Raw genomic sequence first — 16,134 nt, 5'->3', positions numbered from 1 at the left:
CCGATGAAATTACAATGCTTTCAATTAACCTCGGCCGGTGACAGAGAGGTTAATCAAGATTCGATGGGACGCATTATTCAAGACGACTATGCCTTGTTTATTGTTGCCGACGGGCTCGGAGGCCATCAGTCGGGTGAAAAAGCTTCCCGATATTTTTGCCAAGGCTTATTAAAATTAGTCAATCAGTACCGGGGGCATCTTACCCAAGCTCCCGACGAAACCATGATTGCCTGGTTTAACTCGGCTATCGAAGAAATGAAAAAGCTTTTCGGCAACGATCCATCCGCATCGGAAGCACACACCACCTGCGCATTGCTCTATATCGACCCGAATCAAACCATCACTGCACATTGCGGCGACTCCCGAATTTACCGGATGAATGCGAATAAAGTTCTATGGCGTACGAAAGATCATTCGATCACGCAGCAACTGTTGGACGAGGGATCAATAACCGAACAAGAAATGGGCTTGCACCCTGAGCAAAACCAACTGACGCGTAGTGTAAATATCTTGAAAACCCACCTTCCCGAAATCCATGTTTACCCTCCAATAAAACTGGGCGAAACATTTCTTTTGTGTACAGACGGCTTCTGGGAGTTCATGAAATCCGCCGAATTACTCGACTTAGCACAACCCGAAAGCGGTAAAAACGAACTGGGGAAATTTGCTCGATTGACGGTGCTCAGAGCAAGAGGGCACAGCGACAATGTGACGGTGCAATGGGTAAGATGTCTTGGATAAGGCGCATAAATAGCCACTCTACGGACATCAAGACTGAAGTTTGCGCGTTGCGCTCTGTATCAAAACGACACACCACATCAAAAAGGGGTCTATTGATTTAACACAATAGCCCCTATCATTTTAAATCTCGGAATACATAAGGCGGCACCGAATATGATGCGCGAAAGCGGATATATCGGCACTTAAAGTAGATTTGTTCTGAATTAAAACTAAGGAACGAGCATGAAATAACTTAGACAACTGTTGGAAGAGGGTTTGGCGGCTCGATTGACAGGTGTCGGCGGCAGGGATAGCCGCCGTCAAGCCTACACGGACGTATTCACGGCGTCCTGTCAAAGCGAGTTACCGAACCTCCGCAAAGCCTACTACTTGTAGAAGTTATTTTGTGCATATTTCTAAGCGGCCAAGCCGTGTTTTTGTATACGGTATAGCAAGGTATCTCGGGTAATGCCTAATAACCGGGCTGACTTGCTGCGATTGCCGTTAGTTCTAGTAAGCGCTTGATTAATCAAGTCAGCCTCCAGCGTGTCCAATTGGATACCGAAATCGGGTAGTTTAAAACTCGGAATACCGCCTGCATCCGCTGCAGGGGCCTTTTCGTCAATATATTCAGCAAACTCATGCGGTAAATTATCGGGCTCGATAACTTTTCCGGCCAACAAAATCGACAGTCTTTCACATAAATTTCGGAGCTCTCTTATATTACCAGGCCATCGATAGCGAGTTAAAACTCGAACCGACTGTTTACTGAATTTCGGGGCCTCAAGTGAATGAGCCTGCGCGAAGTGCCGAACAAAATGAGTGATCAGCGGCTCGATATCTTCGGTTCTTTTCGATAGTGGCGGCAACTCCAGCGGCACAACATTTAATCGAAAGTACAAATCCTGCCTAAACTGTCCTGCGTCGATTTGCTTGACCAAGTCTTGGTTACTGGCCGCGATGATTCTGACATCGACACGGTAAGGCTTAGTTTCTCCAACGGCCAGGCATTCGCCCAATTCCAAAAAACGCAATAATTTTGCTTGAATCGACAGCGGTAGCGAATTAATTTCATCCAAGAATAAAGTACCGCCATCAGCAGCTTGAAAGATGCCTTGCTTGTTAACGTTAGCTCCGGTAAACGCACCTTTTTTATGCCCGAATAATTCAGACTCTACTAAACTTTCGGGCAAGGCGGCGCAATTCAACTTGATAAACGGCTTATTAGCACGCGCGCTTTCTTTTTGAATAGCGGAAGCTAGTACTTCCTTACCGGTACCGGTTTCTCCTTTGATGAAGACAGTTACATCGGTACAAGCAACCATTCTCGCGCTACGGAGTAGAGAATCGAGTGCGGGAGATTTCCCAATTATCGAATTAAAATGATCCACAGGAGCCTCTCCTAAAATTATAAGTGTTGTAATCGCATGGGATTAAGCCATGGCAGAGCGGCCAATAATGCGAGTGCAATCATCAATAAGCCGACAATCTGCTTAAAGTACTGCATTCTGGATAACCTTGTTAGTGTACTGGTAATTATACCGACACTTATCACGGCGGGTAAAGTCCCAAAACCGAAAGCCAACATCGTCAACCCGCTACGAACTATATCACCGGTCGTTGCCGCAAGCGCCAATGCTGCATAGACTAGACCACAAGGTAGCCACCCCCAAATCATGCCGAATAAAAAAGCTTGCTTGCACGTTTTCACCGGAATGAGGCGGCGACCATACGGCTCGATTAATTTCCAAAAACGGGCGCCGGTTTTTTCAATATAAGCAAAACGCGGAAACCACCCCGCGATATAAAGTCCGGCACTGGTCATTACCACGGCCGAAAGCACCTGCAATACTCTATGACCGTGACCTTCTCCAAAAGGCATCGTTAATAACGCCTCAATAACACCTACCAACATCCCAGCCAATGCATAACTGCTGATACGACCAAGGTTATAGTTCAGCACATAAGGAAAAAGCTTAGCCTTAGATATACGAACCTCGGGCTTAAGACTTAACGTAAGCGTCCCGATAATCGACCCGCACATGCCAATGCAATGCATGCTACTAAACAACCCCATCGCAAAAGCGACAAAATAGGAGGCATTAAAGGGGATAGTATGTTCCATAGGGGGAGAACATTAGCATATTTATTAACTTAAACAATATTTAGTTTTGAAAAACAGAGGATTTTGCTCCATCTTTTTACGTGAAATAACACAGATCAATTACTTATTCCGCATTATTGAATAAATATACCTTTCGCACTTGAAATTTCGGCATTGCCTAAGGAGGCGCCGGGGCGTGCGGCAAAGGCTTTGCCAGCATGGAGCTGGCATAGAGGCTACATGGACGTATTCACCCAGCACCTAAATTCCATAGCCCATTGGCTATGGTTAACTATCTTGGATAATTTAGGTGCTGGGTTCATGGCGTCCTTTGACGGACACCCCGGCGCCGAATTTTGATCTGCGATGGGTATAGATAAAACCTCATGCGACTATTCGGCGTATTTGCCCCGGAATATTGCCAACCGCAATATCTTGTGCCATCTAATCGGCTTGATACCTTAAGTTCCAAGCATCATTTAGACCGAATAGTTAAAATCTCATTTAAAAACCGACTGAATTTGCATCTGGATTTTTTCCGCCATCGATTTACGGTCTTCGGCATCTCGAATCGGACGACCGACAACAATATAGTCGGCTCCGTTACGGAAAGCTTGCTCTACACTGACCACACGCTTCTGATCGTCCTCTTCTCTATTATCGACCGGCCTAATACCCGGAGTGACAACCAACAAACGATGATCTAATTCCTCCCTTAACATAGACGCTTCCAACCCTGATGAAACGATACCGTCACAGCCGATTTGCAAGGCACGCTTGGCACGCGATAAAACCAAATCGCGTATATCGCATTGAAACCCCAGATCATCTAGATCTCCTCTATCCAAGCTAGTTAACGCGGTCACCGCCAGTACTTTTAATTGTCCTTTTTCCTTCGCGGCCGCCTCCATAATCGCATCGTTACCGTGAATAGTCGCCAGGTCGACGCCTTTGCTACTTAGCGCGCGAATAGCACGCCCCACAGTGGCCGGCACATCGAAAAATTTTAAATCGACGAAAACCTTTTTGTTCTGTTTTTTCAACCACTCGATAAAGCCAAAATAATCCCCGGACATGAACAGCTCCATGCCGACTTTATAGAAAATCACCGAATCGCCCAATTCTTCAACCAAGGCTTGGGCTTCAGGAATACTCGGTACATCCAACGCCATGATTAAGCGCTCGCGGACAGGAATGGATTTTTCGGAAATAAAAGTTTCGGTCATGAGCAAGTATCGATATGCAATAAGAAAAGACCTCTATATTACCGAAACTTAATTCAACAGTGAATGTTAAAATAGCGTTCAACTATTCCACCCCACCAAAGGCGCATATCAAATGCGCCTTAACTGCATGACAACCAAGCATTTAACGCATTTATGATCTTCACTCTGCTGCAAATGGCCGTATTGATCGCCTGCGGTATCGGTTGGCGTTGGCTTCGCCCAGGCGGGCTTAGCGCCGAACAAGTTCGACCGGTTTTGACATCGGTGGTCTATTATTTGTTTTTACCTGCAATGGTACTGGAAGTCCTGTGGCGTTCGAACATAGGCGTGCAATCTCTACAATATACTTTCCTTGGCACTTTAAGTATCGCTTTTGCAATGATTTGCATCTGGTTAATTGGACGCGTCCTTAACATTCAAGATAAAAAACTTGGCGCGATTATTCTGGTCACCGCATTCCCCAATGTCACCTATCTTGGACTGCCCGTTTTAGAAGAAACTTTCGGCCTTTGGGCCCGCTCGGTCGCCATACAGATCGATTTATTTGCTACCGCGCCTTTTTTATTTACTGTCGGCATCATGACTGCCCGGCATTTTGGCGAAGACCATAGCCACAAACACAAACCGACTTGGCTCAACCTCAACGCCCCTCCTTTTTGGGCAGCCTTATTGGCGGTGATTTTAAATATGAACCAAATTACTGCTCCCGAGTGGTTACTGGGGGTTTTGCAGAAACTTTCAGCCGGCGTCGTGCCGATCATGCTTTTTTCATTAGGTTTGGCATTGAGCTGGCAAAGCATCACATTGCGTAATCTACCTTATGCTCTGCCGATTATTTTGATTAAACTATTTTTAATGCCGTGGTTTGCCTTGCAAGTATCGGTATTTTCAACGCTGGATGAGGCGCATAAGGCCGCAGCGGTCTTGGAAATGGCCATGCCCAGCATGGTATTGGGCATTGTTTTTTGCGACCGATACCGGCTAGACAGCGCTCTCTATGCCATGGCGGTAACGCTGACCACCGTCTTGAGCATGATTACTCTACCTTTTTGGTACCGCATCATTACTACAACTTAAGTTCATTTATGAATCCGACCCTAGAAATTTTCTCGCAAGGCGAAGAGATCATCACCGGACAAACTGTCGATACCAATGCCGTCTGGCTCTCTCAAGCCTGCGTAAATATGGGTTTTACGGTTACCCGACATACCGCCGTCGGCGACCGACTCGATGAGCTCATAGCGCTTTTAAATGAAATCTCGTCTCGCGCCGATTGCTGTATCTGCACAGGGGGATTGGGCCCTACATCCGATGATTTAACCGCTCAAGCTGCCTCTTTAGCTTTCTCTATGCCCTTGCAATTCGACACGAAAGCTTTCGAGCAGATTTCCAGCTTCTTTAGAAATAGAGGACGAACCATGCCGGAAAGTAATCGAAAGCAAGCTTATCTTCCTAGCGGAGCCATACGCATAGATAATCAATGGGGAACCGCTCCCGGGTTTACCCTACAATACAATCGTTGTCGATTTGTCTTTTTACCGGGCGTGCCGTTCGAAATGCAACATCTATTTAATGAATTTGTTAAATGTTTTTTTGCACGTCATTACACTCTCAACCCTAAGCAATTGATCACTCTAAAAACTATCGGTATCGGCGAATCCGACATACAGACGGCCATCGCAGATATTACGATACCTCCGGAAATTCAACTCGGCTTTCGTGCCGGTCCGGATCATATCGAAACAAAATTACTCGCCCCCGCTCAATATCCTCGCCAGAAACTCGACGCTTATATTGATACAATAAAAAGCCGACTAGGTGATTTTATTTTCGGAATCGCTGACGATTGCAACCATTGCGACGATTTGCCTGGCACGATCGATAAAATGATGCGGGACCAACAACGAACGGCGATCTTCATTGAGACCATAAGTCAAGGTCTCATGGCAGCGAAATGCGCGATTGCCAATGACTGGCTTTTAGAGACTCATTATCAACGAAGCCCCGCACATTTCGCCGACCGATTTTCGATCGCTTTTGACGATATTATGGACCTACCAAGCCAAGCAAAAAGCATCGCAAATGCGGCAAGAAATCAAAGCGGCGCGGATCTTGCCCTCATACAACTCTACAGAGAAGACAACGCAATAGACAAACAAGACTGCACTATTACAATTTACAACGCTTTGTTAAGCCCCGAAGGCTTGCGGCATTCGACTCATACGATCGGCGGCTCCGTTAAGCGAAAACAAAACCAAGCCGCATTGCTGGCATTGGATTTACTACGACGCTATTTACAAAACACAAATTAACATCATGCCTTTAATTCGACTAACCAATGTTTCAATCGCCTACGGAACCCATGCATTGCTGAATAATGCCAATTTTCAACTGGACCCAGGGGAGCGCGTCGGGCTTCTTGGTAGAAACGGCGAAGGAAAATCCACGTTAATGAAAATTATCGCAGGAAACATCCAGCCCGATCACGGCGAAATCTGGCGCCAACCCGAACTGAAACTCGCCTGGTTAGAACAGGCTCCGGAATTGGTTGGCGAATCTACCATTTACGATGCCGTAGCCGCCGGACTGGGCGAATTAGGCCAATGGATAACCCGTTACCATGCTCTGTCTACACAGTTAGATAATGCTGACGACAAAACACTGCAGGAACTTGGCGATCTACAGCATAAACTGGAATCCAAAAACGGCTGGCATTTTCAACAACAAGTCGAATCGACCTTAAGCCGACTAAATCTGCCGGGAGAACTCCCGGTAAAAAGCTTATCGGGCGGATGGAAGCGTCGAGTCGCACTCGCGAGGGCATTAGTCCTCGAACCTGAATTACTCCTTTTAGATGAACCGACCAACCATCTGGACTTAGACAGCATCACATGGCTGGAAGAGCAATTATTAAATTTTCAAGGGGCCGTTTTATTCGTTACTCATGATAGATTCTTTCTACAAAAATTGGCAACCCGTATTGTCGATCTCGATCGCGGCAATCTAACATCCTGGCAAGGGACTTATGACGACTACCTTCGACGTAAGGCATCCGCACTGGAAGATGAAGCCAATCAAAACGCCGAATTCGACAAAAAACTGGCTCAAGAGGAGGTTTGGATTCGCCAGGGCGTAAAAGCGCGGCGCACCCGTAACGAAGGACGTGTTCGAGCACTCAAGAAATTACGCGACGAACGCGCGCAACGCCGCAATGTTCAAGGAACGACCAAATTATCTTTGGATCGCGGAGACACATCGGGTAAAAAAGTCATCGAAGCGACCGATCTTTGCAAAGCTTTCGACGGGAAACCGGTGGTAAAAGATTTTTCAACACTCATTCAGCGCGGCGACAAAATCGGGTTGATCGGTCCCAATGGCGCAGGAAAATCGACACTGTTGAAACTGTTGCTCAAGCAATTAGAACCCGACAGCGGCACTGTCGAACAAGGCACTCGCCTGCAAGTCGCCTACTTCGACCAACTGAGAGAACAACTCGATCCGGAAATGACCGTCGCCGATTCGATTGCCGACGGCAATGATTATGTCGAAATTGCCGGAAACAAACGCCATGTCATGTCATACCTTGGTGACTTTTTATTCGCGCCGGCGCGTGCACGCTCGCCGGTCAAAAGCCTATCCGGCGGAGAAAAAAACCGCTTACTCCTTGCTCGATTGTTCACGAAACCGGCCAACCTGATCATCATGGACGAACCCACCAATGACCTGGACCTGGAAACCTTGGAGTTATTGGAAGAAAAACTGGTCGATTATGACGGTACTTTATTACTAGTCAGCCATGACCGGAGCTTCCTGGATAATGTCGTCACCAGTGTCCTGGTTTTCGAAGGCGGCGGCGTCATAAGCGAGCATATCGGCGGCTATAGCGACTGGTTAGCAAACTATCAAAACACCAAAGCCGCCGAAATTGCTGTCAAAAAAACCGAAAGCATTGAAAAAAAAACCAGCAATGACACGCCAAAAAAGAAAAAACTCTCTTATAAAGAACAAAAAGAATTAGATGAACTTCCGGACCTGATCGACCGCCTTGAGTCTGAACACTCAGCCATTAACGAAAAAATCAATTCCCCTGATTTTTATAAAAACGACCCTACAATGATCGCCGACACCCTTGAGAAACTGAAAACTATCGATAAAGAGATGGAACATGCCTTTCAACGCTGGCATGATCTCGAAGCCATGACTCATTAAAAATTAAAATTCATTGCATCATAAGCAATAGTACCTTATCATTGCCCGTTTCCATTCGCTGATGGATTAAATACCGGAGAGATGGCCGAGTGGTCGAAGGCGCACGCCTGGAAAGTGTGTATACGGCAACGTATCGAGGGTTCGAATCCCTCTCTCTCCGCCATCTGATCGATACAAATTCCTTAAAACCCGAAAACTACACGCTATAGTTTTCGGGTTTTTTTATGCCCATTACTTCCCTTCTGATAAAAAACCGTCTAAGAGTAAACCTAAATTCGTCAGCTCAACCATGAAGGACATGAAGTTAATGAAGCATTTCAAGAGATTACCTAACGCTCATGAATGCCTGCAATCGCCCCCTCTTCGGAAACGGCATTTTTGTTGCTGAGTTTTTACATATCGAAAAATTAGATAAAAAGTCTCGATCTACGAACTTTCACAATAACATTGCAGCTAACTTTTCGGATGAGGAAAGCTGCACACAAACGAATGACAAGTTATTGAATTAACGTCTTATGCTTCATGGTGAAATGCTTTTTCTAAGTTAAACTTTGTTCAAAAAAACCATAGAATAGGCAGGTTAAACAAATCAAAATAAGCGACACAGTCTGTCGTATAGACCCGCATAATATTTTTCAAATAGTCGATTAACCGTTGAACCATTCTGGAGAAATATCATGCTCTCTCCCAAAAAACATCGCATTCCCAGGCAGCGGCAAGCCAAAAACAGCCTGGATCAGAATTGCTCCCTCACACACTTGAAACAAACTTGGTTCAGCCGGGCTTTATTGATGGGGCAAAACCTCAGGCTACTGGCGAAATCCATTGAAATATATGATGAAATAGTAAACTTGCTAGAACTGGACGAAGTAGATTTCGAGGAACACAAAACCTCGGAGATTCAACGAATCATTAAGAAACAAGCAAGCCATTTCGCCAATCCGATAAGCGAGAATCAGGAAACAGCATTCGTCAATATTGTTCGAATGAAACAGGCTTTCGGTTTCTCCGAGGTAGAAATTCAATTATTATTATTCGCCAGCATACTGGATCTCGATGGCGAATTTTCCGAGTGTTTCGAAATCCTAGAACGCGTCAGTAACCGGCAGTTCTATCGAACTTTACATAAAATGCTCAACGCGCCGGAGAACGATATTATGCAGGCTTTCGATAAACAAGGATTGCTAGCGAAAAGCGGCCTTTTGAAAATCAATCCTGCGGTTGACACCATCCCGGATAAACTCCGTCTATTAAAAGGCATTTCCACGACATTGTTGGACAACCCTAATAAACCGATTGCTGATTTATTCGCTGATTATGTCAGACCGGTAAAAGCAGTAGAATTATCGGCGCGAGATTTTGAACATATAGCACCATCTTATCAACGCTTGAAGAAGTATCTAAGACATGCGATCGACCAGCAACTAACCGGATGTAATGTCTTGCTCTATGGACCACCGGGCACTGGTAAAACGCAAATGGTACGCAGCCTTTCGGCTGAATTGAAAATCGATCTTTACGAAATCAGCGCAGAAGATGCCGAAGGAGAAACTTTATCGGGAAAAGAGCGTATATCCGCCTGCCAATTAGCACAATTTTTATTGCAAGGAAAAGCCAATCATTGTCTGCTTTTCGATGAAATCGAGGATATTTTTTCCACTCCGTGGCCAATGTTCTTAGAGCCCGAAAATCAATCAACCGGACGAGAAAAAGCGTGGGTCAACCAATTACTAGAAAACAACCCAGTGCCCACCTTTTGGCTGAGCAACGACATCACAAGTATCGATCCCGCCTTTATCCGTCGCTTCGACATCGTCCGGCAACTGGATATACCGCCCGCCCCGATACGAAAAAAACTACTATCCAAGGCATTACGCGGCATAAAAGTGAGTGAAAAATGGCTGAATAACATGGCAAGCCTGGAACAGCTATCACCCGCAATTATCGAACGGGCGGCTAAAGTCACACGAGCAATGGGGGAAAACAAAGCCTCTACCAATGAATCTCATTTGCAAGACTTGATCGAGGGCACGCTGAAAGCCATGACTGGTGAGGTGAAAACCAGCCGTCGCCAGGCAGCTGAATTTTACGATCCTGGATTGCTGAATACGGTAATAGATATAGACACAATTAGTGCGGGACTGAAACGATCAAAACAAGCTCGCCTCTGTCTATTCGGCCCACCCGGAACCGGAAAAAGCGCTTACGCTGGATTTTTGGCCGATTATCTGGCGATACCGTTGTTAGCTAAACACGCCTCCGACATTATCGATTGCTATGTCGGCAATACTGAAAAGAACATAGCGCGCATGTTTGAGCAGGCCAAAGACGAAAATGCCTTATTGCTACTGGACGAAGCGGATAGCTTCTTACAGAACCGAAATCATAGTCAACATAACTGGGAAACCACCCAAGTCAATGAGCTGCTGGTTCAGATGGAGCATTTCGACGGACTATTCATTTGTTCGACCAATATGATGGAAAATCTCGATAACGCAGTTTTACGTCGTTTCGATTTCAAAATTAAATTCGATTATTTGAAAACGGAGCAAAGCTGGACGCTATTGCAACATTACCTGGGAACAGCACTGAGCCGGAAGTCGCTAAGCCAAAAACAACGCTATCAACAACAATTGGAGGCGATGTCATGTTTGACACCGGGCGATTTCGCCGCAGTAAAACGCAAGCTGACGGTATTGGATGAAACGAAAAATGTAGAGCAATTTCTGCAAAGCTTGCGTGATGAACTATCATTCAAGCCGGTAGCCTTAAACGTTCTATCGGGTTTGGGGCTGTGATTTGATCGACAAACCCTTTAATGGGTATTACCGTTTCGCTTGATAGTGCGCTTCTAATGAAATGATGTACTTTACTTAATAAGTGTCCAAAAATTATTTCGGCTCTCTAGGATTTTCCGTGGTGATAAATAATGAGAACTATTCTCAAAATTTGAATAACTTAAGTTGCTGATAAAAAAGTTATTTTTTCATTGCCTTTGTCATGTCAAAACACTGGCATGGCTTCTACCACGGGAAATCCGGAAGAGCCGATACTTTTGAATTCAAGTCTGATATCGTCCTATTAAAGATTTTGTTTCCTGGATAAAATACGCCCTTAACCCAATTGGTTCCACAACCTCAACCCGACTTCCAAAACTGCTCAGCCACCAGCGTAATTCCTGGGTATCCAGAATGGTGGCTTGCAGCAAGACTCGCCCATCTTCTTGGGGTGTTAGAATTTGATCTTCCGTTAATGGCGTTTCGTACAAATGAATCACTGCACGCGGTTCGAATAAAGCTTGTAATTGAATCGGTGCATCGCTATGTGGATAAGCAAATTGTTGATCTTTTTCAATGTACTCCTGTAAATTGAATGATTCAGGTCGCATGGCTTCATTTTCGAGTAGCTCAGCTTTTTGGAAGCGGTGTAAGGCCAATTGTTTAACATCATGATAATTCCATAGCGTACAAACAAGATAAATCACGTTCTGACGATTAACGATCCCCAATGGATTGATAATGTAATCGACGCAGTCTTTATTCCGAGGAGTATAAGTCGCATGAACTTGCCTGTCTTTCAATAAGCCTTCGTAAATTGTTTGTTGAATCAAAGGGTCGATTGACGGCTTTAATAACTAACTCCGGCCCGCGGCTTATGACAGCGACTTTATCTGGCCAACTATGAAGACGGGATTGATTACACGTCGCCAGAACTTCATTCGCACGTTCGAAGTAAGGTTTTAACAGATCCAGTGTAGTCTGCGGCAATATATTATGCAGATAGGACTCCGCCATCCCAAAGGCGAGAGCCGTCACAATATCCATATTCGGTAGATCCTGGATTCGGGCCGACTCTTGCCAGTACCACAAATTTTTCCTACCGTCGATGTCACAGGACAAAGGAAAGGCAATCGAAAGCTTTTCTAGATCACGTTGAATTGTACGCACATGGATATCGTATCCTTCGCTTGAAAGCACGACCTTTAGCTCTGGAGTAGTAATTCGACGAGGAAAACGTGGAATTCTAGAAAGCACCAACCATTGTCGGTATAAAGTGTCATATGTTCGCGGCATGGGTTAGGTTTCTTATAACAATTTCTAAGTAAATCTTAGCCAATCGAGTAGCATCAAACGGCAACGATTGTGCTTTATTGGCGATGCCATTCTATGACAAACCTTAAAGCAAAAAAAAGCCCGTGTTGAGTGATCAACACGGGCTTTTGGGATAAGAGCCTGGCAATTCCCTACTTTCACATGGCAAACTGCCACACTATCATCGGCGCTAAGCGGTTTCACTTCCGAGTTCGGGATGGGATCGGGTGGGACACGCTCGCTATGGTCACCAGGCAAACCGGTTACAGTAGGTTCAAAGTTAAGCCGTAAGGTTAACGATGGTATTCGTTAATGCTCATTCGGCTGTGTGCTTTGCGCCTACTCAAAACTCTTTACTAACAGGTGCTTTCGCTTGTTATTTCGGTCTTTAATCACAGTCGCTTAGCCTTTAGCCTTGCGCCTTTAACCTTAACCTTTTGCCTTTCACCTGTTTTTTTGGAAATCTGTACACGTTTTTCGTTCTCTCGCTTTAGCGATTGTCGGCTGTTGGATAACACCTTGGTTTTCAAACCGATTGGGTGTTATATGGTCAAGCCTCACGGGCAATTAGTATCAGTTAGCTTCATACATTACTGCACTTCCACACCTGACCTATCAACCTGATCGTCTCTCAGGGCCCTTCAGGGGACTCACGGTCCCAGTGAGATCTCATCTTGGGAGAGGCTTCCCGCTTAGATGCTTTCAGCGGTTATCCCGTCCGAACATAGCTACCCGGCAATGCCATTGGCATGACAACCGGAACACCAGAGGTTCGTCCACTCCGGTCCTCTCGTACTAGGAGCAGCTTCCCTCAAATCTCAAACGCCCACGGCAGATAGGGACCGAACTGTCTCACGACGTTCTGAACCCAGCTCGCGTACCACTTTAAATGGCGAACAGCCATACCCTTAGGACCTGCTTCAGCCCTAGGATGTGATGAGCCGACATCGAGGTGCCAAACACCGCCGTCGATATGAACTCTTGGGCGGTATCAGCCTGTTATCCCCGGAGTACCTTTTATCCGTTGAGCGATGGCCCTTCCATTCAGAACCACCGGATCACTAAGACCTACTTTCGTACCTGCTCGACTTGTCCGTCTCGCAGTCAAGCGTGCTTTTGCCTTTACACTCATCGCATGATTTCCGACCATGCTGAGCACACCTTCGTGCTCCTCCGTTACTCTTTGGGAGGAGACCGCCCCAGTCAAACTACCCACCAGACACTGTCCCCAATCCCGATAAGGGACCTAGGTTAGAACTTCAAACATACCAGGGTGGTATTTCAAGGTCGGCTCCACACCAACTGGCGTTGATGCTTCACAGCCTCCCACCTATCCTACACAAATAGGTTCAAAGTCCAGTGTCAAGCTATAGTAAAGGTTCACGGGGTCTTTCCGTCTAGCCGCGGGTACACTGCATCTTCACAGCGATTTCAATTTCACTGAGTCTCGGGTGGAGACAGTGTGGCCATCGTTACGCCATTCGTGCAGGTCGGAACTTACCCGACAAGGAATTTCGCTACCTTAGGACCGTTATAGTTACGGCCGCCGTTTACCGGGGCTTCGATCAAGAGCTTCTCCGAAGATAACCCCATCAATTAACCTTCCGGCACCGGGCAGGCGTCACACCCTACACTTCCTCTTTCGAGTTTGCAGAGTGCTATGTTTTTGCTAAACAGTCGCAGCCACCAGTTTAATGCTACCCTCTTCAGCTCCATCCGCAAGGGACTTCACCTACCAAGGGCGTACCTTCTCCCGAAGTTACGGTACCATTTTGCCTAGTTCCTTCACCCGAGTTCTCTCAAGCGCCTTAGAATTCTCATCCCACCCACCTGTGTCGGTTTAGGGTACGGCCGCAGATAACCTGATGCTTAGAGGTTTTTCTTGGAAGCAGGGCATCAATCACTTCGTCTCCCCTAGGGGATACTCGTCATCACGTCTCAGAATTATGGAACCGGATTTGCCTAATTCCACTCCCTACTCGCTTAAACTGCCTATTCCAACAGACAGCTGACCTAGCCTTCTCCGTCACCCCATCGCAGTTACCTCCGGTACAGGAATATTAACCTGTTTTCCATCGACTACGCCTTTCGGCCTCGCCTTAGGTGCCGACTAACCCTGCGTCGATTAGCGTTGCGCAGGAAACCTTGGGTTTTCGGCGTGGGGGTTTTTCACCCCCATTATCGTTACTCATGTCAGCATTCGCACTTCTGATACCTCCAGCCGACTTCTCAATCGACCTTCGCAGGCGTACAGAACGCTCCTCTACCACCATACTCTAAAGTATGATCCGTAGCTTCGGTACTATGCTTAGCCCCGGTGAATCTTCCGCGCAAGCCGACTCGACCAGTGAGCTATTACGCTTTCTTTAAAGGATGGCTGCTTCTAAGCCAACCTCCTGGCTGTCTGGGCCTTCTCACATCGTTTCCCACTGAGCATAGATTTGGGGACCTTAGCTGACGGTCTGGGCTGTTTCCCTTTTCACGACGGACCTTATCACCCGCCGTGTGTCTCCCGTGCTCGCACTTGTTGGTATTCGGAGTTTGCATCGGGTTGGTAAGTCGAGATGACCCCCTAGCCGAAACAGTGCTCTACCCCCAACAGTGATACACGAGGCGCTACCTAAATAGCTTTCGAGGAGAACCAGCTATCTCCGGGCTTGATTAGCCTTTCACTCCGATCCACAACTCATCCGAATCCTTTTCAACGGATCCCGGTTCGGTCCTCCAGTTGGTATTACCCAACCTTCAACCTGGTCATGGATAGATCGCCCGGTTTCGGGTCTAATCCCAGCGACTATGACGCCCTATTCAGACTCGCTTTCGCTACGCCTCCCCTATTCGGTTAAGCTTGCCACTGAGATTAAGTCGCTGACCCATTATACAAAAGGTACGCAGTCATCCCGCCCCTAAATTACTCTAAGGTGGGTTTGATTCGGTCCATTAATTTACGCTTTGCACTGCCGTGATGCTTGATACGATATTCTCGCTGTCTCGCTCCACTTAATGTTAAAGACGCTTCGTAATAAACCACTCGCCACTGATTGCTTCTAGTTGCTATATTTTTACCTGCATTATGCGAGCTGATTCGCTCTTTCAGGTTACTCGTACAGCCAAAGTAAAACTTTTCTTTATCTTCAATTGCTTGTAAGACATAAAAGTAATGCATTTTTTTCCTAAAGTAATTTAGGGGCGGGACTCCTACTGCTTGTACGCATACGGTTTCAGGTTCTATTTCACTCCGATCTCCTCGGTTCTTTTCGCCTTTCCCTCACGGTACTGGTTCACTATCGGTCGATAAGGAGTATTTAGCCTTGGAGGATGGTCCCCCCATGTTCAGACAAGGTTTCACGTGCCCCGTCCTACTCGTTTTCATCCAGCTCCAGTTTTCATGTACTGGGCTATCACCATCTATGGCTGCTCTTTCCAGGGCATTCCACTAACTGGGGCTGGACTTAAGGGCTGGTCCCCGTTCGCTCGCCGCTACTAAGGGAATCTCGGTTGATTTCTTTTCCTCCGGGTACTTAGATGTTTCAGTTCCCCGGGTTCGCCTCCTTAAGCTATGTATTCACTTAAGGATAATCAGGTTGTCCTGACTGGGTTGCCCCATTCGGAAATCCGCGGATCAAAGTTAGTTTGCAAACTCCCCGCGGCTTATCGCATGCTACTACGTCCTTCGTCGCCTCTTATCGCCTAGGCATCCACCGTATGCGCTTATTCACTTGACCATATAACCCCAATCAGTCTGACCGCTCTCGCACTCCCTTTCGGTAGCGTGGTTTCGGTT

At 46.5% G+C, this 16,134-nt stretch carries 9 protein-coding genes, 1 tRNA gene and 2 rRNA genes; 6 read left to right on the top strand and 6 right to left on the bottom strand.

Annotation, left to right across the window (positions count from 1 at the left end; genetic code table 11):
* Positions 1-3: 3 nt before the first annotated feature.
* Complete coding sequence (locus tag MEALZ_RS02785) at positions 4-741, top strand: PP2C family protein-serine/threonine phosphatase (protein WP_014147069.1); 738 nt, start codon at positions 4-6, stop codon at positions 739-741.
* Between the two features lie 395 nt (positions 742-1,136).
* Here MEALZ_RS02785 and MEALZ_RS02780 read toward each other — a convergent pair whose 3' ends face one another.
* The 3 genes from MEALZ_RS02780 to pyrF form a co-directional block, all read right to left on the bottom strand.
* Positions 1,137-2,111 carry a sigma-54 interaction domain-containing protein gene (locus MEALZ_RS02780; protein ID WP_014147068.1) on the bottom strand — a complete coding sequence of 325 codons (975 nt, stop codon included), beginning with the start codon at positions 2,109-2,111 and terminating at the stop codon, positions 1,137-1,139.
* A 17-nt stretch (positions 2,112-2,128) separates the two neighbouring features.
* On the bottom strand, positions 2,129-2,845 hold the full coding sequence (locus MEALZ_RS02775) for a sulfite exporter TauE/SafE family protein (protein WP_014147067.1): 717 nt from the start codon (positions 2,843-2,845) through the stop codon (positions 2,129-2,131).
* Positions 2,846-3,324: 479 nt separating this feature from the next.
* Complete coding sequence (pyrF, locus tag MEALZ_RS02770; RefSeq protein ID WP_014147066.1) at positions 3,325-4,050, bottom strand: orotidine-5'-phosphate decarboxylase; 726 nt, start codon at positions 4,048-4,050, stop codon at positions 3,325-3,327.
* Between the two features lie 153 nt (positions 4,051-4,203).
* Between pyrF and MEALZ_RS02765 the strand changes: the two genes are divergently transcribed.
* From MEALZ_RS02765 to MEALZ_RS02745, 5 genes are all read left to right on the top strand, one after another.
* Positions 4,204-5,127 carry an AEC family transporter gene (locus tag MEALZ_RS02765; protein WP_014147065.1) on the top strand — a complete coding sequence of 308 codons (924 nt, stop codon included), beginning with the start codon at positions 4,204-4,206 and terminating at the stop codon, positions 5,125-5,127.
* Positions 5,128-5,135: 8 nt separating this feature from the next.
* Positions 5,136-6,362, top strand: a complete 1,227-nt coding sequence (locus MEALZ_RS02760) for a competence/damage-inducible protein A (protein ID WP_014147064.1) — start codon at positions 5,136-5,138, stop codon at positions 6,360-6,362.
* Between the two features lie 4 nt (positions 6,363-6,366).
* Positions 6,367-8,259, top strand: coding sequence for an ATP-binding cassette domain-containing protein (locus MEALZ_RS02755; protein WP_014147063.1), 1,893 nt, complete (start codon positions 6,367-6,369; stop codon positions 8,257-8,259).
* Between the two features lie 75 nt (positions 8,260-8,334).
* A tRNA-Ser gene (locus tag MEALZ_RS02750) sits at positions 8,335-8,422 on the top strand.
* A gap of 514 nt (positions 8,423-8,936) precedes the next feature.
* Entirely contained in the window at positions 8,937-11,057 is a 2,121-nt protein-coding gene (locus MEALZ_RS02745; RefSeq protein WP_014147061.1) for an AAA family ATPase, read from the top strand.
* A 263-nt stretch (positions 11,058-11,320) separates the two neighbouring features.
* On the opposite strand, the gene MEALZ_RS21390 is transcribed toward MEALZ_RS02745, so the two are convergent.
* The 3 genes from MEALZ_RS21390 to MEALZ_RS02730 form a co-directional block, all read right to left on the bottom strand.
* A complete protein-coding gene (locus MEALZ_RS21390) occupies positions 11,321-11,869 on the bottom strand; it encodes a WYL domain-containing protein (RefSeq protein WP_048481312.1) in 549 nt (182 codons plus the stop codon).
* A 620-nt stretch (positions 11,870-12,489) separates the two neighbouring features.
* A 5S ribosomal RNA gene (gene rrf / locus MEALZ_RS02735) occupies positions 12,490-12,605 on the bottom strand.
* Between the two features lie 291 nt (positions 12,606-12,896).
* Positions 12,897-16,075, bottom strand: a 23S ribosomal RNA gene (locus MEALZ_RS02730).
* Positions 16,076-16,134: the final 59 nt, after the last annotated feature.

Origin of the sequence: Methylotuvimicrobium alcaliphilum 20Z (assembly GCF_000968535.2) — a bacterium.
Classification (GTDB): domain Bacteria; phylum Pseudomonadota; class Gammaproteobacteria; order Methylococcales; family Methylomonadaceae; genus Methylotuvimicrobium; species Methylotuvimicrobium alcaliphilum.
Note: the sequence above shows the minus strand (reverse complement) of the source record. Positions and strands in the feature narration are given on the sequence as shown.

What these genes read in the sequence shown, in the direction of transcription:
- MEALZ_RS02785 (WP_014147069.1), top strand. Translation starts at nt 4, where the DNA reads ATGAAATTACAATGCTTTCAATTAACCTCGGCCGGTGACAGAGAGGTT.
- MEALZ_RS02775 (WP_014147067.1), bottom strand. Translation starts at nt 2,845, where the DNA reads ATGGAACATACTATCCCCTTTAATGCCTCCTATTTTGTCGCTTTTGCG.
- pyrF (WP_014147066.1), bottom strand. Translation starts at nt 4,050, where the DNA reads ATGACCGAAACTTTTATTTCCGAAAAATCCATTCCTGTCCGCGAGCGC.
- MEALZ_RS02765 (WP_014147065.1), top strand. Translation starts at nt 4,204, where the DNA reads ATGATCTTCACTCTGCTGCAAATGGCCGTATTGATCGCCTGCGGTATC.
- MEALZ_RS02760 (WP_014147064.1), top strand. Translation starts at nt 5,136, where the DNA reads ATGAATCCGACCCTAGAAATTTTCTCGCAAGGCGAAGAGATCATCACC.
- MEALZ_RS02755 (WP_014147063.1), top strand. Translation starts at nt 6,367, where the DNA reads ATGCCTTTAATTCGACTAACCAATGTTTCAATCGCCTACGGAACCCAT.
- MEALZ_RS02745 (WP_014147061.1), top strand. Translation starts at nt 8,937, where the DNA reads ATGCTCTCTCCCAAAAAACATCGCATTCCCAGGCAGCGGCAAGCCAAA.